Below are 25,352 nucleotides of genomic sequence, written 5' to 3'. Positions count from 1 at the left end.
ATTAAAGTTTACGGAAGTATAAATGTAAGTTTTTGTAATTTAGAAAACCAAAAAAATGCTATGCAATCTTTTATTTCAGAAACCTTAGATGATATTTTAAAAACATCACAATCATTTGAAGATGTAGTTTTTATTTTACCTTCTCAAAGAGCTAAAGTATTCGTAAAACAAGAGTTTAAGAACAAGATTTCTGTAGGTTTTTTGCCAGAAATATTAAATATAGAACAATTTATACAGCAAGTTTCTGGAGTTCAAAAAGCAGATAGTATACAATTGTTATTTCATTTTTACAGCATTTATAAAAGTGTAGAAAAAAATGTAGATGCATTTGATATATTTTCTTCTTGGGCATTAACAGTCTTGCAAGATTTTAATGAATTAGATCAGCACTTAATCAACACAAAAGACATCTTTATTTATTTAAGGGATATAGAGCGTTTACGTAAATGGTCTGTTAAAGGTACTTTTAGAGAAACAGAATTAATAAAAGATCATTATTCGTTTTTAGAAAAGTTAAACATTTATTATGATTCTTTTTATGCATTTTTAATTGAGAACAATATTGGTTATCAGGGATTAATGTATAGAGAAGCTGTATCTAAAATAGATAATTACTTGTCTAAGAACAGCACAAAAAAGTTCTTTTTTATTGGCTTTAACGCTCTAAATAAAGCAGAGGAAAAACTTTTTCAAAAGGTGTTAGAGTTGGGTAATTCTGAAATTTATTGGGATATTGATGAGGCTTTTTTTACAAACAATCATCAAGCAGGAAAATTTATTAGAAAGTATAAAACTGAATGGAAATATTTTGAGAAAAATGCATTAAAAACAATAGGAACAAACTTTTCCCAACCTAAAGAAATAAAAGTAATTGGAGCAGCAAAAAACACGACACAAATAAAATATGTTGGTGAAGTTCTAGAAAAAATGCCAAGTTTCGCAAATACAGCTTTGGTTTTGGCAGATGAAACTTTGTTACCAATCACTTTAAACTCTTTACCAAAAAATATTAGTGCAATTAATATTACAATGGGTTATCCTTTAAAAGATGTGCCTACAACAAGTTTATTATTTGCCATTTTTCAATTATATACCTCTCAAGAAAAACTGCAGAAAACCACCACAAATCATTTTTATTATAAAGATGTTATTCGCTTCTTAAAACATCAGTCAGTTTATGGTTTATTGAATGCTGTAGATGAGTTCACTGCTCAAATAGCAAAGAACAATCAAACTTTTATAACTGAAACTGATATTGAGTATCTTTTGAAAGATGAAGAAGATTTTATACAAAGTGTTATACAGAATTTATTTAAACCATTTATTTCTGTAGCAGATTTCATCAACCAAATATTGGCTCTAATAGATGTTTTAAAGGTAAATGTAAACAGTTTAGAAAAAGAATACTTATTTCGTTTTTATACTGCTTTTACACAATTAAAAACCTTGCAAACAGAATTTGAATATTTTACAGATTTAAAAACATTATCGCAATTTTTTAAACAACTTATAGATTCAGAAAGTTTGTCTTTTCAAGGTGAACCTTTAAAAGGTTTACAGTTAATGGGTATGTTAGAAACACGCGTGCTAGATTTTGAGAACGTTATTCTAACATCAGCAAATGAAGGTGTTTTACCTGCAAGTAGTCAGCAGAATTCGTTTATTCCTTTTGATGTGAAAGTGGAATTTGGCTTACCAACTTACAGAGAAAAAGATGCTATTTTTTCGTATCATTTCTTTCGATTAATGCAAAGAGCCAAGAATGTATATATTTTGTATAACACAGAACATGATGTTTTTGGAAGTGGGGAAAAAAGTAGATTTGTTACGCAATTGGAAATGATGAGAACAGATGTTATTCAAAAAATAGTTTCTCCAAAAGTAGTTGCTCAAAATTCAGAATTAAAAGAAGTTGCTAAAAATGAAGAAGTTCTCAAAAGATTAAAAGAGATTGCAAAATCTGGTTTTTCACCTTCTTCATTAACAAATTACCTGTACAATCCTATTGCATTTTACAAACAGAAAATTTTAAGAATTAAAGAGTTTGATGATGTAGAAGAAACTGTAGCTTACAATACTTTAGGGACTATAGTTCATGAAACATTAGACGAATTGTATAAACCATTTATTGGTAAATTTTTACAGGAAGAAGATGTTGCTACAATGCAAACAAAAGCGGAAGATTTAGTAGTTAAATATTTTAAAATAGAATTCAAAAATGGAGACATTTCTACAGGTAAAAATCGATTAATCTTTGAGGTCGCAAATCGATTTGTGAGTAATTTTTTATCTAAAGAAATTACGCTATTAAAAGACAAAAACAATCAATTAAAAATTATTGCAACTGAGGAGAATTTAGCTGCAGAAATTAGCATTGATAGTTTAGATTTCCCAATTAAATTACATGGTGATGTAGATAGAGTAGATCAATTAAATGGAGAAATACGTATTATAGATTACAAATCTGGAATGGTCAAAGGTTCTGAATTAAAAGTGTTAGATTTTGAAGAATTAAGAACTAAAGAGCAATACAAAGCTATTCAGGTTTTACTTTATGCATATCTATTTACAAAGAATAAAAAGTTCGATTTTTCTAAAAATTTAAAAGGTGGAATTTATTCTTTTAAAAACCTAAATGAAGGTTTTTTGAGTATTAATTTCTCATCTAACTATAGAAATCCAGAAACGAATATAACTCAAGAAAAGTTAGAAGAATTTATAGTGCAATTAGAAAAGTATATTTTAGAAGTTTTTAACATCAACGTACCTTTTGTAGTTCCTGTTGACTTAAAATATTAGTTTTAAAATAAAAAGTAAATGGTCTCCTCTTTTTTAGAGTATTACCTTTGTAAAAAGATTTTTTTTGAACACAGATATTAGGTTAAAAAATATAAATAAGTTAGCAATTCCTGCTTTAATTGCTGGTATTGCAGAACCACTTTTGTCAATTACAGATACTGCTATTATTGGTAATATAGACATAAATGCTACAGAAAGTTTAGCTGCAGTGGGTATTGTAGGTGCATTTATCTCTATGCTAATTTGGGTTTTTGGGCAAATACGAAGTGCTATATCATCAATTATCTCTCAGTATGTTGGTGCAAATAAAACAAATGAAATACAAAAATTACCAATACAAGCAATAGTTATTGTTATTTCTGGTAGCCTTTGTATTTTGTTTTTAAGTTATCCTTTTGCTAAAGAAATATTTCAATTTTACAATGCTTCAGGTCAGGTTTTAGAATATTGTATTAGTTATTTTAAAATAAGAATTTTTGGATTTCCTTTCTCTTTATTTGTGTTTTCAATTTTTGGTATTTTTAGAGGATTGCAAAATACATTTTACCCTATGATAATTGCAATTGTAGGTGCGTTACTAAATATTGTTTTAGATTTTATATTTGTTTATGGTATTAATGGTTTCTTGCCAGCTATGCATATAGAAGGTGCTGCTTATGCAAGTTTAATTGCTCAAATTACAATGGCTGTAATTGCTGTTTTTTTATTGGTAAAAAAAACTGAAATATCTTTACAGTTCTCATTGCCATTTCACCAAGAGATTCCAAAGTTGTTGGGTATGATTGCTAATTTATTTATTAGAACATTGGCATTAAATACTGCCTTGTATTTTGCAACAGCTTTTGCAGCAAATTACGGTCCAGCCTACATTGCTGCTTATACTATTGGTATTAATATATGGCTCTTAGGTGCCTTTATGATAGATGGATACTCAAGTGCAGGTAATATTTTATCCGGAAAATTATTAGGAGCAAAAAACTACAAATCTTTAGTACTATTAAGTGAAAAATTATTTAAATACGGTTTGGTAATAGGAGTTTTAATTGCTAGCTTGGGATTTGTATTTTACGATTTAATTGGAGAAATATTTACAAAAGAATCAGAAGTATTACAGCAATTTTACCATGTTTTTTGGATTGTACTTTTAACACAGCCTTTAAGTGCAATAACCTTTATTTTTGATGGAATGTTTAAAGGAATGGGAAAAATGAAATACCTTAGAAATGTCTTGTTATTCTCAACAGGTTTGGTATTTATACCCACTTTATTGATTTTTGACTATTTTAATCTAAAGTTGGTCGCAATTTGGATTGCTTTTACTTTATGGATTATGGCAAGAGGTTTACCCTTAATTATTAAATTTAGACAACTGTTTTTACCTTTAGTAAAAGACTAATTGAATATTTATAATATCTTGTACTTGTAAATTTATAGTGCATGGAACAAGAGCAATCAATATTTTCATTTTTTGGAACACTTTTTGTTCATTGTATTATAATAATAGAAATTTAAACGTTGAGCATAACATTACATCAAAATACAAAGGTTTTTCTGATAAAAGTAAATTTGATTTGGATAAAAATGATGAGGTAAACCATTTTCTAATTATGAATAATAAAATGAATTAAAATACAATAAAGTTGTTTAAACTAAAAAATGCTTCTTTAAGAATTCGTATCTTTTTATCTATGATACTTTTGGTGCTTTTGGCATCAATATTAATATTAGTGGTTACAGTAATTCAATACGATGAGCAAACCAAAGATTACAACATTCAACGTTTTGAGAGAAAAGAGGCTACAACTATAGAAACTATTAACTTAGAGCTTACCAACAAAACGAGTTACCCTATAAATACTAAAAACTTGGCAATGATTTTCCAAGAACGTATTTATGAAATATCATCTATTAATAAGTTAAATATTTCAATTTTTGATTTACATGGTAATTTATTGGCTTCCTCAAAAACGAATGCCTTTGAAACAATTAAAACAAAACCACTTTCTTATGAGGCTTTAAATGAGTTGTCCCAAAATTCTAATCATAAAATTTTAAAAACAAGAGAAGAAGAAGGTGTTGGTTATCAATCTTCTTTTACTTATATAAACGATCCAAAATTTAAACGAATAGGAATATTAGAATTACAGTTCACTCAAGATAATTCTGAGATTGAAAAAGAACTACAGGAATTTATACAAAGATTAAGTATTGTTTATGTATTAATGTTTTTAATAGCTATTGTTTTAGCCTATTTTTTATCGAGTTATATTACAAGATCTATACAAACTATTTCAGAACGAATGCAGCAAACACGTTTAAATGAGAGAAATGAAAAGATAATATTAGATTCAGCTAGTTCCGAGATTGAAATTTTGGTAGATGCTTATAATAACATGATTGACAAATTAGAGGAAAGTGCAGCTAAGTTAGCAAAAAGCGAGAGAGAACAAGCATGGAGAGAAATGGCAAAACAAGTAGCTCATGAAATTAAAAATCCATTAACACCAATGAGGCTTTCTGTGCAGAGCTTTGAACGAAAATTTAATCCAGAGGATAAAAATATTAAAGTAAAACTAGCAGAATATAGTCAGACTCTTATTCAGCAAATTGATGTAATGAGTTCTATTGCTTCTGCATTTTCAGACTTTGCCAAAATGCCTTCACAGAAAAAGGAACGTATTAACGTGGTAAGTGTAGTAAAATTAGCGCTAGATATTTTTAATGAGAATTTTATCAATTACCATTCTAGCGAAGATGAAATTTATGCAAATTTAGATAAAACTCAACTTATTAGAATTGTAAATAATTTGGTAAAAAACGCCACTCAAGCCACAGAACTAGAAGAAAATCCTAGTATAAATATTAACGTTTTTTCAGATGCAAAGAAGGTAACTATTTTAGTATCGGATAATGGTAAAGGAATTTCTAAAGAAGTAGAAGACCTAATTTTTGAACCAAAGTTTACCACTAAAACAAGCGGAATGGGCCTTGGTTTAGGAATGATTAAAAATATTATAGAAGCTTATGATGGAAATATTTATTTTGAATCAGTCTTAGGAGAAGGAACAGTTTTTACCGTAATTTTACCAAAAGAATAAAATAATCAAACTATAAATTAAAGGATATAAAATGAGTTTCAATAATATTTTAGTAAATAAAGATGACGCTTTAGCAAAGATCACCATAAATAGGCCAAAAAAGTTAAATGCGTTAAATAAAGAAACAATTATAGAACTTAGCAATGCCTTTACAAATTTAGAGAATGATGAGGCAGTTAAAGTAATCATTTTAATAGGTTCTGGTGAAAAAGCATTTGTAGCAGGTGCAGATATCTCTGAATTTGCTAATTTTTCTGAAGAAGAAGGAGGAGCTTTGGCAAGAAGAGGTCAAGAAATGTTATTTGATTTAGTAGAAAATTTATCAAAACCAGTAATTGCAGCAATAAATGGTTTTGCATTAGGAGGTGGTTTAGAATTGGCGATGGCTTGCCATTTTAGAATTGCTTCAAACAATGCAAAAATGGGTTTACCAGAGGTTTCTCTTGGTGTAATTCCTGGTTATGGGGGGACACAAAGATTAGCGCAGTTAGTAGGAAAAGGAAAAGCAATGGAGCTTGTAATGACAGCAAGTATGATTGCTGCAGATGAAGCATTAGCTTTAGGTTTGGTAAACTATGCAACCACTCAAGAAGAATTAGTACCACTTGCCAATAAACTAGCGCATAAAATTATGAGAAATTCTTTGGTTGCTATTTCAGGGGCTATTAAAGCTATTAATGCCAATTATACAGAAGGGATAAATGGTTACGACACAGAAATCGAAGCCTTTGGGAACTGTTTTGGAACTAGAGATTTTAAAGAAGGCACAACTGCCTTTTTAGAAAAAAGAAAGCCAAATTTCCCGAATAATTAAGCAAAAAAAACGAGCCACTTTTGGCTCGTTTTTTTAAGTTGTTTTAATTAAAGTTGAAATGGATTTACATATGTTCTACCATTGTTTCTTATAATTACTTTATAATTTCCCTTTTGATTTTCATCTAATTTGTAAACTCTATTTAAAAGATCTTCAGAAATAACTGTTTCAGTTAGAATTACTTCATCATTAAAAAGTAATGTAACTTCTAAAGGTTTTTTGTCAAAAGAAACTTTACTAACCATTAAAAAATTATTTTTAGTTCTTACAACTGGTTTAAAAATTGTTTTTTTAGAAGTTTCGTCAAAAAGAATAGTATCGTTATTAATTTTAACAGACTTTATAACAATTTCAAAATCTTTTTCTAATTCTAATGTGTAATTTCCATTTTCTAATTTAGAAAAATCAAAAACTTTAACTAAATCTCCTTTTCTTTCAACTTCCTCACTATGTAAAATAACTCCTTCGTTATTTTTGATAGTTAATTCATGTCCTTTTTTAACATCAGTAAATGCAATTTTAATTTTTTTAGCACCCAAATCAGAATTGTTTGCAAAGCTTGTTAATGCAGCTAACATTAATGTTACTAGTAATACTCTTGTTTTAAATAATTTCATAACTTGTTAATTTATTTTATTTTTTTGTTTTAATTTTTGTGCAAATTTACAGGTGAAATACAGTTTTAAAAACAACAGAATTGGCAAGTTTGTTTGCTAAATTATCAGAAAAACAAATGTTAATCTAATTTTAAGTTAATATAGTATATAATATTGATAATTTTAAATAGGTAGTTTTACTTATGTGTTGTATTTTTGTTGTATGATACAAAAGAAACCAACGTTAGAAAAAATTACACCAAACTTTGGGAGTTCTTTGTTGGTGAAAAAACATAAAGAATTTTTAAAAACCAATATTCCCTTTTGGCATTTTCATCCAGAGATAGAATTGGTATATGTAAATAAAGGAAAGGGTAAAAGGCATATTGGAAATCATTTAAGTTATTTTAACAACAGCCAATTGGTTTTAATAGGTTCTAATTTACCTCATATTGGTTATATAGATCGTTTAACAACTAATGGTTCTGAAACACTAATTCAGTTTTTGCCAGATTTTTTGGGAAAAGATTTTTTCAAAATTCCAGAAATGGCTGCTATAGATGCACTTTTTGAACGTGCTAAAAAAGGAATACGATTTAATATTGAAATTAAGCAAAGAATTGGCGCTAAAATAGAAAAGTTAGTAGAGTTAGAGGGTGCCAAAAGAATTACATCATTTATAGAGATCTTAAATGATTTAGCTACAACAGACGATTATACACTTTTAAATGCTAATGGTTATGCATTTGAAAGCACACACCAAGATAGTGATAAGATTGAAGTAGTGTATAAACACATAAACAAAAATTTTAAAGAACACATAAGCTTAGAAGAAATTGCAGGTTTAGTGAGTATGACTGTTCCTGCCTTTTGTAGGTATTTTAAAAAAACCACAGGTAAAACATTTACAAAATTAGTAAACGAATATAGAGTGGTACATGCAACAAAATTATTAGCAGAAAGTAATATGAGTATTACTGATGTTAGTTTTGAGTGTGGTTTTAACAATTTTTCACACTTTAACAAGTTGTTTAAAGAGTTTGCAGGTAAAAGCGCTAAGGTATATAGAGGTGAAATGAAAGATTTAATACAATAATAGATGGCTTTGTCTTCAGAAAAAAATATTGAAAAAGCACTCGAGTATTATACTTTTAAAAGCAAGAAGCTTAGGGCTTTTATTAATGAGAATAATAGTTTAACTGTAGAGCAAATTATAGACTCTGGTAAAGAGTTAGAAATTTTAGAATATAAAATTACGGCTCTAGAAGTTGTAGAAGAAAATTAGAGTTTTATTTTACCATTCCACTCACTGAAGAATTGCTTTAAAAAAACCTCCATATACTCATGTCTATTTTCAGCAATCTTTTTTCCTGTATCAGTATTCATTTTATCTTTTAAAAGCAATAACTTTTCATAAAAATGATTAATGGTTGGCGCATTAGTATTTTTGTATTCTTCTTTAGTCATATTTAAATTAGGTGGAACTTCTGGGTCATATAATGCTCTATTTTTAAAGCCTCCATAGTTAAAGCATCTTGCAATACCAATAGCACCAATAGCATCTAACCTGTCTGCATCTTGAACTACTTCAAGTTCTTTAGAGCTAAATTTTTGTAAGCCTACATCTAAGCTATTCTTAAAAGATATATTTTTTATAATTTGAATAATATGTTCTTTATCTTCATTCAAAATATTTTGTTTACTTAAAAAATCGTTTGCTTTTCTAGGGCCTATATCTTCGTTACCTTTATGAAATTTTGAATCGGCAATATCGTGCAGAAGAGCCGCTAAAGAAACAACTAGAATATTTACTTTTTCTTTTTTTGCTATAAATAAAGCATTTTTAAAAACACGTTCAATATGAAACCAATCATGCCCGCCTTCAGCACTTTTTAACTCTTGCTTTACATACTCTGTTGTATTTTTAATTATTTTATCAGTATTCATTTTTCTGTTTTTGATTGCAGCGTTTTCTTAATATTTCTTACATCTAGATAAATAGCCACAAACATTGGTGAAAAAAATAGTGGTAAAAAGCTATGAAAGGAAATCCCTTTTTCTAAGCTAGAAAATACAGCGAAGACAATCATTAAGATAATTAAAACTCCTTGTAGAATTAGAATTCTCTTTTGTTTTTTTAATTTCTGAATTAATTCTTTTGTTGAGTATGAAGAAAATTGTGAAGACATGTTTTGTGATTTTTTAAAAAACAAAATCCACTTTTTTAAAGTGGATTTTAAAAAAAGTCCTTTTAAAAGGATTTAAAATAAGATTAACAGTGCTCTTCGTAAGCTGCAGCTAAATTTTGTGCAATCATTTGAGCAGAACGGCCTTCAATATGGTGTCGCTCTAACATGTGTACTAAATTACCATCTTTAAACAAAGCAATTGCAGGAGATGAAGGAGGAAAAGGAATCATAAAATCTCTTGCTTTTTGAGTCGATTCTTTTTCTACACCTGCAAAAACTGTAGTTAAATTAGTTGGTGTTTTATCTGCGCCTAATGAAGCAATGGCTCCAGGTCTTGCAGTACCTGCTGCACAACCACATACAGAGTTTACCATTACTAAAGTTGTACCTTCTTTAGACATTGCGTTTTCAACATCTTCACTGGTATATAATGCTTTAAAACCAGCGTTAATTAACTCGTCACGCATTGGTTTTACTAATTCTTCTGGATACATAATTAATTATTTAGACTGCAAATATAATCATTATAACAGCAAAATTCAACTTCAATAATATTCTTCTATAAATGCATGAATCAATAAAATTGATGTTGTACTTTATCCTTAATTAATCCTCTTGTTTGTTTATATTTGGAGCTAAATTTAAAACAACATGAGTAGTTTTTCTAAATGGTTAGGAGCAGGTTTAGGGTTTACATTAGGAGGTCCAATAGGTGCAGCTGTTGGTTTTGCTTTAGGGAGTTTTGTATCCAATTTTTCTACTAAAGAATTTGAACAAGAACAAATTAATTATAACAGAAGTTCAGATCGTAATTATATTAAAAAAAATAATACACAATCAGGAGATTTTGAAATGAGTCTTTTGGTACTGGCTTCTATAGTTATAAAGTCTGATGGAAAGATAGATCAACGTGAGTTAGATTTTGTAAGAGCACAATTTTTAAATATGTACGGTAAACAACGTGCAAATAATGCCTTTAAATTGTTTAAAGGTATTGTAAAGAAAGATGTTTCTGCACGTCAGGTTTGTATTCAAATAAGAGAGCATATGCCTCATTCTGCTCGTTTACAGTTGTTACACTTTTTATTTGGTATAGCTAAAGCAGATGAGTATGTTACCAAAAATGAAGTAGAAGAAATTCGTAAAATAGCAGGATATTTGTATATCAATCAAAATGATTATCAATCTATTAAAGCCATGTTTTATAATGCATCTGACAACGCTTATAAAATACTAGAAATTTCCAAATCTGCAACAGACTCTCAACTTAAATCAGCGTATAGAAGAATGGTTAAAAAATACCATCCAGATAAACTGCAAGATTTAGGTGAAGAGCATTTAAGAGGAGCAAAAGATAAATTTCAGAGTATACAAAATGCATACGAACAAATTAAAAGTGAAAGAGGATTATAGCAGTTTCACCCTCTAAAATTCAGAAAAATAGTTCTAAAAAACCCAATGTTTATTTTTAGGAACCAGACAAAGAATTTAATAGAAAATCCTTAATTTCGCAGTCTCATTAAAAATGGGGCAAAATGAAAGCGAAAACTTTAATCTTTAGAGTCTTATCTGCTTAAAAAGATAGGTTTCTAAAATAGATAAAGTTTGTATGGCATCATGAATTAAAATAAAAAAAATCCAGATGAAATTTCCTGAATACAAAGGACTAGATTTACCAAAAGTAGCAGAAGAAATCTTAAATTCTTGGCAAGAGAAAAATATATTCGAAAAAAGTATTACATCTAGAGAAGGTGCAGAACCTTTTATATTTTTTGAAGGACCACCTTCAGCAAATGGTCTTCCAGGAGTTCACCATGTTTTAGCAAGAGCAATCAAAGATATTTTTCCTAGATACAAAACCATGAAAGGTTTTCAGGTAAAAAGAAAAGCAGGTTGGGATACACATGGTTTACCTATAGAATTAGGTGTAGAGAAAGAATTAGGAATTACAAAGGAAGATATTGGTAAAAAAATATCTGTAGAGGAGTATAATGCAGCTTGTAGAAAAGCGGTTATGAGATATACAGATATCTGGAATAAGTTAACACAGAAGATGGGATATTGGGTAGATATGGAAGATCCATATATTACCTATGAACCAAAATATATGGAGTCTGTTTGGTGGTTGTTAAAGCAGATTTATAACAAAAAATTAATTTACAAAGGGTATACAATTCAGCCTTATTCACCAAAAGCAGGTACAGGTTTAAGTTCTCACGAATTAAATCAACCAGGTACTTATCAAGATGTAACAGATACTACAGTTGTTGCTCAGTTTAAAGCGATAAACGAAACTTTACCAGATTTTTTACAAAATGAAGGTGATATTCATTTTATTGCTTGGACTACAACTCCTTGGACTCTACCAAGTAACACAGCCTTAACTGTTGGTCCAAAAATTGAGTATGTTTTAGTAGATACCTTTAATCAATATACGTTTAAGCCTGTAAAAGTAGTATTAGCTAAAAACTTAATTAGCAAACAATTTCGAGGTAATAATGCCTTTGAAGTTGAAACTGCTGATGAATTAAAAGCTTATAAATTAGGAGAAAAGAAAATTCCTTTTTACGTTGTAAAAGAATTTATAGGTAAAGATTTAGTAGGCATAAAATACGAGCAATTGTTAGATTACGCTTTACCAAATGATAATCCTCAGGATGCTTTTAGAGTAATTTCAGGAGATTTTGTAACTACAGAAGATGGTACAGGAATTGTACACACTGCACCCACTTTTGGGGCAGATGATGCTTTAGTATGTAAACAGGCATCACCTGAAATACCACCTTTGTTGGTAAAGGACAAAAATGACAATTTAGTTCCTCTAGTAGATTTACAAGGTAAATTTAGACCAGAAGTTTATGATCAGATTTACGGTTTTGCAAACGAACATGTAAAAGCAGAATATTTAACTGAAGATGATCTTGCTTCAGAATTAAAATTGCAACAAGAGAAATTAAAGGATGTTCTAAAAAATCAGAAACAGTATTTATCTGTTGATGAACGTTTAGGGTTGAAATTAAAAAACGAAAACAAAGCGTTTAAAGTAGAAAAATATAAACACAGTTACCCAAACTGTTGGAGAACAGATAAGCCTATTTTATACTACCCTTTAGATTCTTGGTTCATTAAAGTAACTGATGTAAAAGATAGAATGCATGAGCTAAACAAAACCATTAATTGGAAACCAGAGTCTACAGGAACTGGACGTTTTGGAAATTGGTTGGCAAATGCAAACGATTGGAATTTATCTAGATCTCGTTATTGGGGCATTCCATTACCAATTTGGAGAACAGAAGATGGTAAAGAAGAAATCTGTATTGGTTCTGTAGAAGAATTAAAATCAGAAATGCTACGTGCCTTAGACGCAGGTATAATGAGCGAAGATATATTTTCCGGCTTTGAAGTAGGAAATATGTCTGATGAAAACTATGCTAAAATAGATTTACATAAGAATATTGTAGATGAAATTACTTTAGTTTCAGCTACAGGAAAACCTATGAAACGTGAATCTGACTTAATTGATGTTTGGTTCGATTCTGGTTCTATGCCTTATGCTCAGTGGCATTACCCATTTCAGAATAAAGAATTGGTAGATACAACTTGGAGAAAGGCAGATTTTATAGCAGAAGGAGTAGATCAAACCAGGGGTTGGTTCTACACATTACATGCAATTGCAACAATGATTTTTGATGATGTTGCTTATAAAAATGTAGTATCTAACGGTTTAGTACTAGACAAAAATGGACATAAAATGTCTAAGCGTCTAGGTAATGCTGCAGATCCGTTTACAACATTATCAACTTACGGTGCGGATGCTACAAGATGGTATATGATTTCTAATGCTAATCCTTGGGATAATTTAAAATTTGATTTAGAAGGAATTGAAGAGGTGAAACGTAAGTTTTTCGGAACTTTATACAACACCTATTCTTTCTTTAGTTTATATACAAATATTGATGGTTTTGCTTACAAAGAAGCAGATGTTGCTTTAAATGAAAGACCAGAATTAGACAGATGGATTTTATCTGAATTATATACTTTAATTCATAAAGTAGATAAGTTTTATTCAGACTATGAGCCAACAAGAGCTGCAAGAGCAATATCAGATTTTACGCAAGAATACTTAAGTAACTGGTATGTTCGTTTAAGTAGAAGGCGTTTTTGGAAAGGCACTTATGAAACTGATAAAATTTCTGCTTACCAAACTTTATATACATGTATGTCTATGGTTGCTAAATTAGCAGCACCAATTGCTCCGTTTTTTATGGATCGATTGTACCAAGATTTAAATTCGGTAACGAACAAAGAAGCCTCAGAAAGTATTCATTTGTCAGATTTTCCAAAATATGACGAAAGTTTTGTAGACAAAAGCTTAGAACGTAAAATGGGAAATGCACAAACTATTTCATCTTTAGTTTTATCTTTAAGAGCAAAAGAGAAGATAAAAGTACGTCAGCCATTGCAAAAAATCATGATTCCTGTTGATAGTACTCAGCAGAAGGAAGAAATTTTAGCAGTAGAAAATTTAATTAAACATGAGGTAAATATTAAAGAAATCCAATTAATGGAAGATGCTTCAGATATTTTAATCAAACAAATTAAGCCAAATTTTAAAGCTTTAGGCCCAAAGTTTGGTAAAGATATGCGTTTTATAGCTGCTGAAGTTCAGAAGTTTACTCAAGAAGATATTAACAAAATAGAGAAAGATAAAAACATTTCTATAGAAGTTAATGGTAAAAATATTATTTTAGAAGTCTCAGATGTAGAAATTTCATCTAAGGATATAGAAGGTTGGTTAGTAGCAAATGAAGGTTCATTAACGGTTGCTTTAGATGTTACTATAACAGAAGATTTACTTAAAGAAGGTTTAGCCAGAGAATTGGTGAATAGAATTCAAAATGCACGTAAAGATTCTGGTTTAGAAGTAACAGATAAAATAAAATTAACAGTTTTAAATTTCGATAATTTACAACAATCTATAACTGATAATAAAGAGTACATTATGAGTGAGACATTAACAAAAGAATTGGTTTTTGTTGATGCCTTAGCAGAAGGCACAGATATAGAGTTTGATGCCGTTAAAAGTAAAATATTAATTGAAAAAATTTAAGAATATGTCAAACGTTAAAGTAAAATATTCTGACGAAGATCTTCAAGAATTTAAGGCAATTATAGAGAAGAAAATTGCAAGAGCAAACGAAGATTTAGAGTTGTTAAGAGCAGCCTATAAAAATGATGCAAATAATGGTACAGATGATACGTTGTCTTCGTTTAAATCTTTTGATGAAGGTTCAGATGTCATGAACAAAGAAGCAAATGTGCAATTGGCAATAAGACAAGAGAAATTTATTAGAGATCTAAAAAACGCTTTATTACGTATAGAAAACAGAACGTACGGAGTTTGTAGGGTTACTGGTAAATTAATTCAGAAAGAGCGTTTAAAATTAGTGCCTCATGCAACGTTAAGTATTGAGGCTAAAAGAGCTCAGTAATAATTATCAAAAAAATTTATAAAGCTTCTTTTTAAGAAGCTTTTTTTATGAAAAAATATTTAATTCTTATTTGTATTTGTTTTTCTACTGCGATTTTTTCGCAGAAAAAAGTGATGAAAAGTTTGCAAACAAATGCATCAGAAATAAATATTTACACCAAAGGTTTAGATAATATCATTTTAGAAAATTCATCTAACGGTTTTCTAGAAGTTGTTTTAGAAGCCAAAAGTTATGATGAGCAATTAATTAAAATTGATGCAGATGCTAAAAAAGTTGCTATTGGTTTCGATTTTGAAGGTACAGAAACAAGAGAGGTCATTTTTAGAAAGTTTATTACTAAACGGTTACAAAGAGCAACAGCCATTGTAAAAGTACCTAAAGGGAAAAAAGTGTATGTTTTTGGCGAAAATGTAGATATAGACACAAAAAGTTTATTAAATGATTTGGCTATTTATATAGACAATGGAATAGTAAGGTTAAATAAAGTACAAGCTAATTTACTTTTAAAGCTCTATTCAGGAAATGTATATGCAACTGTAAAAGAAACAAATATTAATGTTACCTCTAAATCTGGTAAAATTTTGGTTGATAATGTTCTTAAAGAAAAAGAATATTTAAATTCTATAAAATCTTTACAAGAACAAAACACAATCATCTCATTAAAAGCTAATATTTTCTTAACTACTCAATAAAAATAATAATATCACTATTTTTGTGACTTTAAAATAAAAAAAATGTCTAAAAAAGCGCTAGCTATCCTTACAATTTTAATTTCAATTGTATTAGATCAGGTGATTAAGATCTATGTAAAAACTCATTTTGTTCTTGGTGAAGAGGTTTTGATTTTTGATTGGTTTAGAATACACTTTGTAGAAAATAATGGAATGGCTATGGGTTTTGAATTTGGCGGGAAGGCAGGGAAGCTCTTTTTAACAATATTCAGAATTGTTGCAGTCGTAGCTATTATATATTGGCTGTCGGGTAATATTAAAAGAAAAGTACACAATGCAGTAATTATTGGTATTTCATTAATTTTCTCTGGTGCTGTAGGTAATATTATTGATTCAATATTTTATGGAGTATTGTTTAACCACCCGAAACACAGCGTTGCTGCTCTTTTCCCAGAAACAACAAACGGAGCACTTTTTTACGGTAAGGTAGTAGATATGTTTTATTTTCCTATCTGGGAGGGTGTTTTACCTGACTGGATTCCTTTTATTGGAGGAGAAATGTATACCTTCTTTCAATATATTTTTAACCCTGCAGATTCCTACATAACTATTGGGGTAGTTTTGCTATTCATTTTTAGTAAACAAGCTTTTCCTAAAGAGGAAAAGAAAGACACAGGCACAACAGGAGCTTAAAATGGATTTTTACTTTCTCCTTAGCTTACTAGCAAATAAAAAACCGAATGTGTGTATTTAATTCTACATAAAACTTATTTTTGTGTATGGATTCTTCTTTATCACTTCAAATTAAAACACTGCCTTCCTCTCCAGGAGTTTATCAATATTTTGATAAAGAAGAAAAACTGATTTATGTTGGTAAAGCGAAAAATTTAAAGAAACGGGTATCTTCTTATTTTACAAAAAACCACGATAATGGAAAAACTCGAGTTTTAGTAAAAAACATTAGAACCATTAAGCATATAGTTGTTAATACCGAAACGGATGCGCTTTTATTAGAAAACAACCTTATAAAAAAATACAAACCTAAGTACAATGTGCTTTTAAAGGATGATAAAACGTATCCTTGGATTTGTATCAAAAAAGAGCGTTTTCCAAGAGTTTTTATGACAAGAAGAGTTATTAAAGACGGCTCTGAGTATTATGGGCCTTACACATCTGTAAGAACTATTAAAGCCCTTTTAGAGCTCATAAAAGAATTGTACACACTTAGAACCTGTAAGTATGATTTAAGTAGAGAAAAAATAAACATGTCTAAATATAAAGTCTGTTTAGAATATCATTTAGGCAACTGTTTAGGTCCATGTGAAGTTTTGGAAACTGAACAACATTACAACAATTCCATAAAAGAGATTCGGAATATTATTAAAGGAAACTTTAAGGAAAGTCTAGAAAGACTGAATTCTTTAATGATGAGTTTTGCAGAAAAAATGGAGTTTGAAAAAGCACAAAGAATTAAAGAAAAGCTCGATAGACTTAGCAATTATCAAGCAAAAAGTACTATTGTAAATCCATCTATAAATAATGTGGATGTTTTTTTCATTATATCAGATGAAACACATGCTTATGCTAACTTTATAAAGATTGCAAATGGTTCTATTATACAATCTCATACTACAGAAATAAAGAAAAAATTAGAAGAGTCTGATAAGGAGTTATTAGAACTTTTTATTTTTGAAATCAGGCAAAGATACAACTCAACATCACCAGAAATATACGTTCCTTTTCAAGTAAGTATTGGTGAAGATGTTAAAGTTACTATACCAAAAGTAGGCGATAAAAAAAGGATTATAGAATTGTCTGAAAGAAACGCAAAATACTATAAGTTAGAGCAGTTAAAACAGATAAAGATTGTAGATCCTGATAGGCATGTAAAAAGAATTATGACTCAAATGAAGACAGATTTACGACTTCCAGAGGAGCCAAGGCATATTGAGTGTTTTGATAATTCTAACATACAAGGTACTAATCCTGTAGCTGCCTGTGTGGTTTTTAGAGATGGAAAGCCAAGTAAAAAAGAATACAGACATTACAATATAAAAACAGTTGTTGGCCCAGATGATTTTGCATCTATGGAAGAAGTTGTTTTTAGAAGGTACAAAAGATTGCTTGCAGAAGGCGAGTCTTTACCACAACTTATAATTGTAGATGGTGGAAAAGGGCAATTATCTTCTGCGATAAAGAGTTTAGAAGTTTTAGGGTTACGAGGTAAAATAGCAATTATTGGAATTGCTAAGCGTTTAGAAGAAATTTATTATCCAGACGATCCTATACCTTTATATTTAGATAAAAAATCAGAAACCTTAAAAATCACACAGTTTTTAAGAAATGAGGCACACAGATTCGGAATTACCTTTCATAGAAATAAACGTAGTAAAAGTGCTATACAAAGTGAGTTAGAAAGTATACCTAATGTTGGTAAACAGACCATTACAACTTTATTACGTAAATTTAAGTCCGCAAAGCGTGTAAAAGAGGCTAGTTTAGAGGAGTTAAAAGCGGTTTTAGGTAACTCTAGGGCAGTTAAAGTACATAGTTATTACCATTCAAAATCAAAATAATCTTTTAAGCTTTAGTACTTAAATAAAACTCTTCGTAAGTTTCTAATAAGTTCATAAGAGCCTTCATTAAATCTTTTGTCTCTAATAGAATACTAAAATAAAGTGTAGTATTTTTAGGACTTGTCTCATCTGTTCTAATTCTAGCCACTTGTTTTTCTATAGATAAAGATACGTTTTTGATTAATTCTCTTTTTTGAATTAAAAGTTGGTTTAAATCGTCAAATTTTCGTTCATTAAATATTTTAGATACATTTTCTAAAATATCTGTTAATTCATTATTTGTAGTTTTTAAATCCTTAACCTGTCCTTTTTTTAAGTTTTTGTGGTTATTATTAACGTGTTTAAAACTAGCTCTAGAAATGTAGCTAATAGACTGTCCAGCATCTTGTAAATAATCTAAAATAGATATGTAAAATTTACTTGCGTTTACAGAGGTCTCATCTAAAGACTTTATAAAATAAAAAACGTTATCTTTTAAATCGTCTATCTCATCATTTAGCTTTTCTACATGCTTATCAGTTTTCCTAAGTTTATTTAAATCATGATTAGCCAAGTCATTTACTACATTGGTATATAATTTATCTATTCTAGTAGCTACTTCAGAAACATGCCCAGAACTCTCCTCTATTACACCGTTTATTGTAATGAGTTCAGATCTTTCTATATATGTTTTTCGTTTTATTTCTTGTGTTTTTTTTCTGTGAGCTATTGAGTTTTTTGTTATCAATACAGCAACGATTATTAAAAGTATTGGAATAAAAATTATATGTAAATGAATAAGGTAGGCTACAATACCTGCAGCAATAAACGCTACAATTGCAGTTAAAAACCAACCACCAATTACATTTAAAACTCCTGCAACTCTATAAACTGCACTTTCACGACCCCAAGCTCTATCTGCCAAAGATGTACCCATTGCTACCATAAATGTAACGTAAGTTGTAGATAAAGGTAATTTCATAGATGTTGCTATAGAAATTAAAACACTAGCCATTACTAAATTTACTGATGCTCTTACTAAATCAAAAGCAGGCATTTCTTTTGTTTTGTCGTTAGGTAATTTTAAAGAAGGCTTTTCGAACTTAGCATCTATAAAAGCTTTCGTTTTCTTTGGGATAATATAATTGATACCTACATTTAAAAACATAGCAGTTCTTACCACAACCCTAGATACATTATTGGGTTGAAATTTTTCATGACCTTCACCTTGCCTAGATAAGTTTATTCCTGTTTCAATAACAGATTTTGCTTTTGATGATGTCCATAATGTTATTACCATAATTAAACCTGCTATGAGTAAAAGCCAAACATTAGATTTTACCTTAGCAGCTAAACTAGCCATTGAAAAGGCTTCTGCACTTACCCCAGAAACACTCCATGTTTCATAAGAATTTAAAGCAGCAATTGGAACACCAATAAAATTCACTAAATCGTTTCCTGCAAAGGCCATAGCTAAAGAAAACGTTCCAACACCAATAATTAAAACTAAAATATTTAGTTTAAAAAATTTGGAGAGTAGAAAAGATATAACTGTCCATAGAATAAAACTTATTAATATGGTATTTAAAGTATTGCCTTCCATAATTGGAGCAATGTTTCCATAAAACTCTGTCCCTTTAAGCCCTTTTATAATGATAAAGTAGGTGATAGCTGTAATTGCAAAACCACCAAATAAAGAATTAATGTAGATAGGTCTTTTTGAGAAATCGAAAGAGTATATTAGTCTTGAGAAGTATTGAACAATTGCGCCAACACTAAAAGCAACTACTACAGAAAGCAGTATTCCTAAAATAATATCTGTTGCAGTATCATAATTAATATATTTCCAAATTGCACTAAAGCTTTCGGCATCATTTTCCATTATTTTAATAAAAGCAATTACTACTGCAGATCCTAATAACTCAAATACAATAGAAACTGTTGTAGAAGTTGGCATACCAAGAGAGTTAAAAAGATCTAAAAGCAGTATATCCGTAATCATTACTGCCATGAAAATGAACATTACATCCTGAAAGACAAACATGCTTGGGTTAAAGATTCCTTTTCTAGCAACTTCCATCATGCCACTAGATGAAATTGCACCAAAGAATACTCCAACACTTGCAATAATCATTATATTTCTAACAGATATTGCTTTAGAACCAATGGCAGAATTTAAAAAATTTACAGCATCATTACTAACACCTACTACTAAATCTACAATAGCTAAAGCTGCTAAAGCAACTAGCATTAACACATAAGGATCTCCCATTTTTGGCGACTATTTTTATATGGTAGCAAAGTTAAATACACAACAAGTTGATAATGTTATCTTAATGTTATGAAATTTATGCCCAAATTATAGGGGTAAATTTATCATTTTTATTTGTAACACTAAGGTTTTAAGAGTTTTAAAAATAGATCAATATTAATTTCTTCATTAACGTTTGCTTAACAGGTTTTTAACTCAACCATAATTTATTCCTAACAATCAATTTACAGATATGAAGGTACATTTGCAACGAAAATTTATTTACAAGAAATGAAGAAATTACTATTTATAACTTTACTATGTTTAAGCCAATTTGTAAATGCTCAAGATAAGGGTACTTTAAAGGGTTTATTAACAGATAAAGAAACTAACAATGAACCTTTACCTTTTGCAAATGTTATAATTAAAGGTACTACTATTGGTACAACAACAGATTTTGATGGGAACTTTACATTATCTGTTCCTGCAGGTAGTCACATTGTGGTTTTTAGTTTTTTAGGATATAAAGCTGTAGAAAAACCTTTTACAATAGCAGCAAATGAAACAGTAACTATTAATCAAGTAATGTCTGCAGAAGAGGGAGTTGCTTTAGATGATGTAGTAATTAGAGCAACAACTAAAAAAGATAATGCTAATGCTTTATTATTAGAGCAAAAGAAAGCCACAGTAATAAAAGAAAGTATTGGTTCTCAAGAGTTAGCAAAACAAGGAGTAAGTGATGCTGCAGGTGCAGTATCAAAAATATCTGGTGTTTCTAAACAAGAAGGTTCTAGTAACGTTTATGTTCGTGGTTTAGGAGATAGATATTTAAATACAACAATGAATGGTTTGTCTTTACCTTCTAACGATGTTAACAAAAAGAACATCGATTTAAATTTATTTCAATCAGAAGTAATACAAAGTGTTTCTATTAGTAAAGCATATTCACCAGAATTTTATGGAGATTTTGCTGCAGGTAATGTAAATATTGTATCTAAAGAATACAAAGGAGATGGTTTTTTCGATGTTTCTGTAGGTACAGGAGTTAACACGAGAGCTGCTGGAGAAGATTTTAAGAAAACAAAAGGATCAGGTCACGTTGGTTTTTATAGAAGGTATGAGCACAAACCATTTGCACAGGTTTTATCTCACGGTATAGATCCAGAAAATGGAGGTGAGCCAATTAACTTAAACATAGGTTTAAGTGGTGGTAAGTCTTTCGATTTTGGAGACGATTCTCGTTTAAGTTTATATGCTACAGCATCTTTTCAAAACGGTTATGAATATAGAGAAGGGCCAGCAGTAGACTTTACAAATGTGTTTAAGGTAAGATACCCAACTGCTCAAGAGTATGAATATACTACAGCTACAACTGTAATGGGTAATGCACTTTATAAAATAAATGATGATCATCAAATAAAATACACTTCTATCTTCTTAAACAGTTCATCAGATCAAGTTGGTTATTTTGGTGTAAATGGTTTAGGAGAAAATAGAGATGCTATTTTAGATACAGACCAAGGTTTCTTTCAATTAAACGTTCAGTTTAATCAAGATTTAATTTTTGTAAATCAACTTACAGGTGAGTATGATTTTTATAATGCTACAGATGAAGATCCAGAGTTTAAATTAACTTGGGGAATTGGTTTTAACAATGTTTTCTCTCATGAGCCAGACAGAAGAAGAATGAGTTTAGAGAATTATCAATTTTCGTTAGATGATGATCCTACAACAAATGCATCTTTCTACAACAATATTGTGTTTGATAACCAAAGATATTTTCAAAAAATTATTGATTCAGAATTTAATAGTAGACTTAATTTAGAACAAACTATTTCAGATAACTTTAGTTTAAACTATGGTTTTAGTGGACGTAGAAAAATGCGCGATTTTGAAAACATACGTTATGGATACGATTTCTTAACTCCTCATGTACAAGTTGCAGATCCTTACAGGATAGATGATATCATTAACATTCAAAATTTTGGTGTTGTTTATAATACAGAAGTATTTAAAGCAATAGAACCAAGTTATGGTACAACTAACCTACCAGGTTTGAATGAGAATACATATTCAGGAACACTTAATGTTAATGGCGCATCTATAAATGGTGTGGTTAATGTAAATGAAAAATTAACAGTAGTACCTGGTATTAGATTAGAATCTTTTAAACAAGAAATTAGTTATGATGTAATTAACATCAACCCTAATGATCCTAAATTTAGAAAAGCAGAGGAAGTATTTTGGTTGCCTTCATTGAATGTAAAATACGCTTTAAACGATACTCAGAATCTACGTTTCACTTTTAGTAAAACAGTTTCTGTACCAGAATTTAAAGAAGTTGCACCATTTGTTTACGAAGGCGTAACACAAAGAATTGGTGGTAATCCAGATTTATTAGATAACCCAACATTTTCTGATGTATTTAATATCGACTTAAAATATGAATGGTTTATCAATAGAGGAGAGGTATTGTCTTTAAGTGCTTTTGGTAAACAAATTAATAATCCTGTAAACTTAGTAATTGCTAGTGATGCAACTGGTGTACAACGTTATTTTAGAACAGGAGACAAAGCAACTATTTTAGGTTTAGAATTAGAAGCTAGAAAGAACTTAATTACAGATGAAGATGATAATGCAAAGCTTTCTACAGGTTTCAACTTAACATATATGCATACAGAACAAGATTTATATGCAAATGTTAATGGACAATCTTTTTCAACTTCATTTAATAGAGCTACAGACCAATTACAAGGTGCATCTCCAATTTTAGTAAATGTAAACTTGAACTACAGCCCTACAAAATGGAAAAATTATAAACCAACAGCCACTTTAGTATTCTCTTATTTTGCTGACAGAATAGATGCATTAGGATCTGGACAGATTGGTAATATTGTAGAAAAATCTGTACCGACTTTAGATTTTGTTTGGAAAAATAATATTGGCGAAAATATTGAAATTAACTTTAGTGCAAGTAACCTTTTAGACCCTTCAATAGAAAGAGTTAGAGAAGGTACACCTTTAGGAGATATTGTTTTATCTGGTTACAAAAGAGGTAGCAACATCAGCTTAGGCTTCAATTATAAATTTTAATTAAAAACTTAAACTTTAAAAAATGAAAAACAAAATTTTATTAGCAATCGTTATTTCTGCAACCCTTTTCATTTCTTGTGGAGAAGATGGTACTTCAGACATCGTAATTAATCTTCCAGATAATGGTGGAGGTAATTCTGGAAATCAAGGTCAATTTGTAAGTTTATCTGGAAGTGTAACTTCAGATTTAACTTTAGATAGTACAAACGAGTATAAATTAACAGGGCCAACAGTTATCGAAGACGGTGTTACTTTAACAATTCCTGCAGGAATGGTAATTGAAGCAGCTGCAACTGGTGCAGATGTTTATTTAGCAGTAGCTCAAGGAGGTAAAATCATTGCAGAAGGTACTTCTTCTCAGCCAATTATTTTTACTTCTGATGCAAATACACCAAATGCTGGTGATTGGGGTGGTTTAATTTTATTAGGTAAAGCACCTGTGAATTCAATAACTGGCAGTGCAACTGCAACTTCTGAAATTGGAACCTTATCTTATGGAGGTTCTGAAGCTGATGATAACTCAGGAATTTTACGTTATGTAAGAGTTGAATATTCTGGAGGTAAAGCATCAGGTCAATCAGAAAATAATGGTTTTTCTTTTTATGGTGTAGGAAGTGGAACTGTTGTGGAATACATTCAAATGTTTGAAGGTTCTGATGATGGTGTAGAGTTTTTTGGGGGTACAGTTAATGTTTCTTATTTATCTGTTGTAAACTCACAAGATGATTCAATTGACTGGACAGAAGGTTATACAGGTACTATTACAGATGCTTATGTAAAGCATGGTGTAAGTCATGATAAAGGTATAGAAGCAGATGGTTACAATACAGATGTAGGTAACAACTCTAACCCTTTATACTTTTCTAAGCCAACTGTTACTAACTTAACTATTGTAGGTTTAGGTTCAGGAACTGGTAACGAAGCTATTCGTTTAAGAGCTGGTACTCAAGGTATCTTTACTAATGTTAAATTAGAAGGTTTTGCAGAAGGTTTTGATTTAGATGGAGATCAAGGAGATAACCCAACAGGAGCTGGTGTTTTAAGTGGAGATTTAAATGTAAACTCTGTAATCTTTTCAGATGTTACAGTTAACTTGAAAAACGATACTGGTGAAACTTTTACAGAAGCAGATTTCTTAACTGTAGATGCTGGAGCAACAGGAGCAGACTATGCAACTTGGGGTGCAGGTTGGACAAGAACTTAATAGTATGCTCACATAATAAAAAAAAAGCAGGCTATAGGCCTGCTTTTTTTATGTTTACGAAATTGTAATTTATGCTTTTTTGTCTTTACAACAAGCCATTTCACAATCTTCTTTACATTCCATTTTATTCTCACTCATTTCACATTTCTCTTTACAATCTGCAGAACATTCGTGCTTTTTAGCAGAAGGTTTAGATTTGATTGTAGAAGCTTCAGAAGCTTTATATAGTTCTCCTCCAGCAATTCCGTCTACAAATGCAATAAGCTCTTTTTTAGAAGTAGTATTTGCATCAAACTCTATGTTTGCAATGCTATCTTTAAAAAGAACTTTTGCCTCTAAAACACCTTCTTTTTTAGAGAGTTTAGATTGTATTGTTTTTGCACAACCAATTTCGCAGGTCATTCCAGAAATGGCTAAAGACACATTTTCTTTTTGAACTTCTTTGGCACATCCTACTAAAAGAAAACAAGCAAGTGCAATCGAATAAATTATTTTTTGAACTTTCATTAGAATCTATTATTAAATTATTGAACAAATTTATTAATATTTAAAGTGGTATCTAAATAATTGTTAGACTTTTGTAAAAAATT

20 protein-coding genes are annotated in these 25,352 nt (G+C 29.8%); 14 read left to right on the top strand and 6 right to left on the bottom strand.

The window, feature by feature from the left end:
• Positions 1–60 precede the first annotated feature (60 nt).
• The 4 genes from Q0L44_RS00530 (at position 61) to Q0L44_RS00515 (ending at position 6,711) form a co-directional block, all read left to right on the top strand.
• Positions 61–2,799, top strand: a complete 2,739-nt coding sequence (locus Q0L44_RS00530) for a PD-(D/E)XK nuclease family protein (RefSeq protein ID WP_296633833.1) — start codon at positions 61–63, stop codon at positions 2,797–2,799.
• 64 nt (positions 2,800–2,863) lie between these two features.
• Positions 2,864–4,195: an MATE family efflux transporter gene (locus Q0L44_RS00525; RefSeq protein WP_296633828.1), complete on the top strand. Its 1,332-nt coding sequence runs from the start codon at positions 2,864–2,866 to the stop codon at positions 4,193–4,195.
• Positions 4,196–4,487: 292 nt separating this feature from the next.
• Positions 4,488–5,897 (top strand): ATP-binding protein, encoded by a 1,410-nt coding sequence (locus tag Q0L44_RS00520; RefSeq protein ID WP_296634185.1) that lies wholly within the window; start codon positions 4,488–4,490, stop codon positions 5,895–5,897.
• 31 nt (positions 5,898–5,928) lie between these two features.
• Positions 5,929–6,711 carry an enoyl-CoA hydratase-related protein gene (locus Q0L44_RS00515; protein ID WP_296633825.1) on the top strand — a complete coding sequence of 261 codons (783 nt, stop codon included), beginning with the start codon at positions 5,929–5,931 and terminating at the stop codon, positions 6,709–6,711.
• 47 nt (positions 6,712–6,758) lie between these two features.
• Here Q0L44_RS00515 and Q0L44_RS00510 read toward each other — a convergent pair whose 3' ends face one another.
• Positions 6,759–7,328 (bottom strand): hypothetical protein, encoded by a 570-nt coding sequence (locus Q0L44_RS00510; protein WP_296633821.1) that lies wholly within the window; start codon positions 7,326–7,328, stop codon positions 6,759–6,761.
• A 202-nt stretch (positions 7,329–7,530) separates the two neighbouring features.
• On the opposite strand from Q0L44_RS00510, the gene Q0L44_RS00505 reads away from it, so the two are divergent.
• Positions 7,531–8,403 (top strand): AraC family transcriptional regulator, encoded by an 873-nt coding sequence (locus Q0L44_RS00505; protein WP_296633816.1) that lies wholly within the window; start codon positions 7,531–7,533, stop codon positions 8,401–8,403.
• A gap of 3 nt (positions 8,404–8,406) precedes the next feature.
• Complete coding sequence (locus Q0L44_RS00500) at positions 8,407–8,592, top strand: hypothetical protein (RefSeq protein WP_296633814.1); 186 nt, start codon at positions 8,407–8,409, stop codon at positions 8,590–8,592.
• Here the strand turns inward: Q0L44_RS00500 and Q0L44_RS00495 are convergent.
• The 3 genes from Q0L44_RS00495 to Q0L44_RS00485 form a co-directional block, all read right to left on the bottom strand.
• Positions 8,589–9,254: an HD domain-containing protein gene (locus Q0L44_RS00495; protein WP_296633811.1), complete on the bottom strand. Its 666-nt coding sequence runs from the start codon at positions 9,252–9,254 to the stop codon at positions 8,589–8,591. The genes Q0L44_RS00500 and Q0L44_RS00495 overlap by 4 nt on opposite strands.
• Complete coding sequence (locus tag Q0L44_RS00490; RefSeq protein WP_296633809.1) at positions 9,251–9,496, bottom strand: hypothetical protein; 246 nt, start codon at positions 9,494–9,496, stop codon at positions 9,251–9,253. The genes Q0L44_RS00495 and Q0L44_RS00490 overlap by 4 nt, the downstream gene beginning before the upstream one ends.
• 83 nt (positions 9,497–9,579) lie before the next feature.
• Positions 9,580–9,990 (bottom strand): BrxA/BrxB family bacilliredoxin, encoded by a 411-nt coding sequence (locus Q0L44_RS00485; RefSeq protein ID WP_296633807.1) that lies wholly within the window; start codon positions 9,988–9,990, stop codon positions 9,580–9,582.
• A gap of 157 nt (positions 9,991–10,147) precedes the next feature.
• Here Q0L44_RS00485 and Q0L44_RS00480 point away from each other — a divergent pair, with 157 nt between their 5' ends.
• The 6 genes from Q0L44_RS00480 to uvrC all read left to right on the top strand — a co-directional run bounded on the left by Q0L44_RS00480 (position 10,148) and on the right by uvrC (position 18,235).
• Positions 10,148–10,909, top strand: a complete 762-nt coding sequence (locus tag Q0L44_RS00480) for a TerB family tellurite resistance protein (protein WP_296633805.1) — start codon at positions 10,148–10,150, stop codon at positions 10,907–10,909.
• Positions 10,910–11,132: 223 nt separating this feature from the next.
• Positions 11,133–14,606 (top strand): isoleucine--tRNA ligase, encoded by a 3,474-nt coding sequence (ileS, locus tag Q0L44_RS00475; protein WP_296634182.1) that lies wholly within the window; start codon positions 11,133–11,135, stop codon positions 14,604–14,606.
• Positions 14,607–14,610: 4 nt separating this feature from the next.
• The gene (locus Q0L44_RS00470) at positions 14,611–14,988 is read left to right on the top strand and encodes a TraR/DksA C4-type zinc finger protein (protein WP_296633802.1); all 378 of its coding nucleotides are present in this window, start codon (positions 14,611–14,613) and stop codon (positions 14,986–14,988) included.
• Positions 14,989–15,101: 113 nt separating this feature from the next.
• Complete coding sequence (locus tag Q0L44_RS00465) at positions 15,102–15,680, top strand: hypothetical protein (RefSeq protein WP_296633800.1); 579 nt, start codon at positions 15,102–15,104, stop codon at positions 15,678–15,680.
• A gap of 42 nt (positions 15,681–15,722) precedes the next feature.
• On the top strand, positions 15,723–16,352 hold the full coding sequence (locus tag Q0L44_RS00460) for a lipoprotein signal peptidase (RefSeq protein WP_296633797.1): 630 nt from the start codon (positions 15,723–15,725) through the stop codon (positions 16,350–16,352).
• 86 nt (positions 16,353–16,438) lie between these two features.
• Entirely contained in the window at positions 16,439–18,235 is a 1,797-nt protein-coding gene (gene uvrC / locus Q0L44_RS00455) for an excinuclease ABC subunit UvrC (protein ID WP_296633795.1), read from the top strand.
• A gap of 4 nt (positions 18,236–18,239) precedes the next feature.
• Here the strand turns inward: uvrC and Q0L44_RS00450 are convergent, their stop codons facing one another.
• A complete protein-coding gene (locus Q0L44_RS00450) occupies positions 18,240–20,486 on the bottom strand; it encodes an inorganic phosphate transporter (RefSeq protein WP_296633793.1) in 2,247 nt (748 codons plus the stop codon).
• Between the two features lie 270 nt (positions 20,487–20,756).
• Between Q0L44_RS00450 and Q0L44_RS00445 the strand changes: the two genes are divergently transcribed.
• A complete protein-coding gene (locus tag Q0L44_RS00445; RefSeq protein ID WP_296633790.1) occupies positions 20,757–23,558 on the top strand; it encodes a TonB-dependent receptor in 2,802 nt (933 codons plus the stop codon).
• 22 nt (positions 23,559–23,580) lie between these two features.
• A complete protein-coding gene (locus Q0L44_RS00440) occupies positions 23,581–24,762 on the top strand; it encodes a multidrug transporter (protein ID WP_296633787.1) in 1,182 nt (393 codons plus the stop codon).
• Positions 24,763–24,831: 69 nt separating this feature from the next.
• Here Q0L44_RS00440 and Q0L44_RS00435 read toward each other — a convergent pair whose 3' ends face one another.
• The gene (locus Q0L44_RS00435) at positions 24,832–25,269 is read right to left on the bottom strand and encodes a heavy metal-associated domain-containing protein (RefSeq protein ID WP_296633785.1); all 438 of its coding nucleotides are present in this window, start codon (positions 25,267–25,269) and stop codon (positions 24,832–24,834) included.
• Positions 25,270–25,352: the final 83 nt, after the last annotated feature.

Source organism: Polaribacter sp. (assembly GCF_024639685.1).
GTDB lineage: Bacteria > Bacteroidota > Bacteroidia > Flavobacteriales > Flavobacteriaceae > Polaribacter.
Note: the sequence above shows the minus strand (reverse complement) of the source record. Positions and strands in the feature narration are given on the sequence as shown.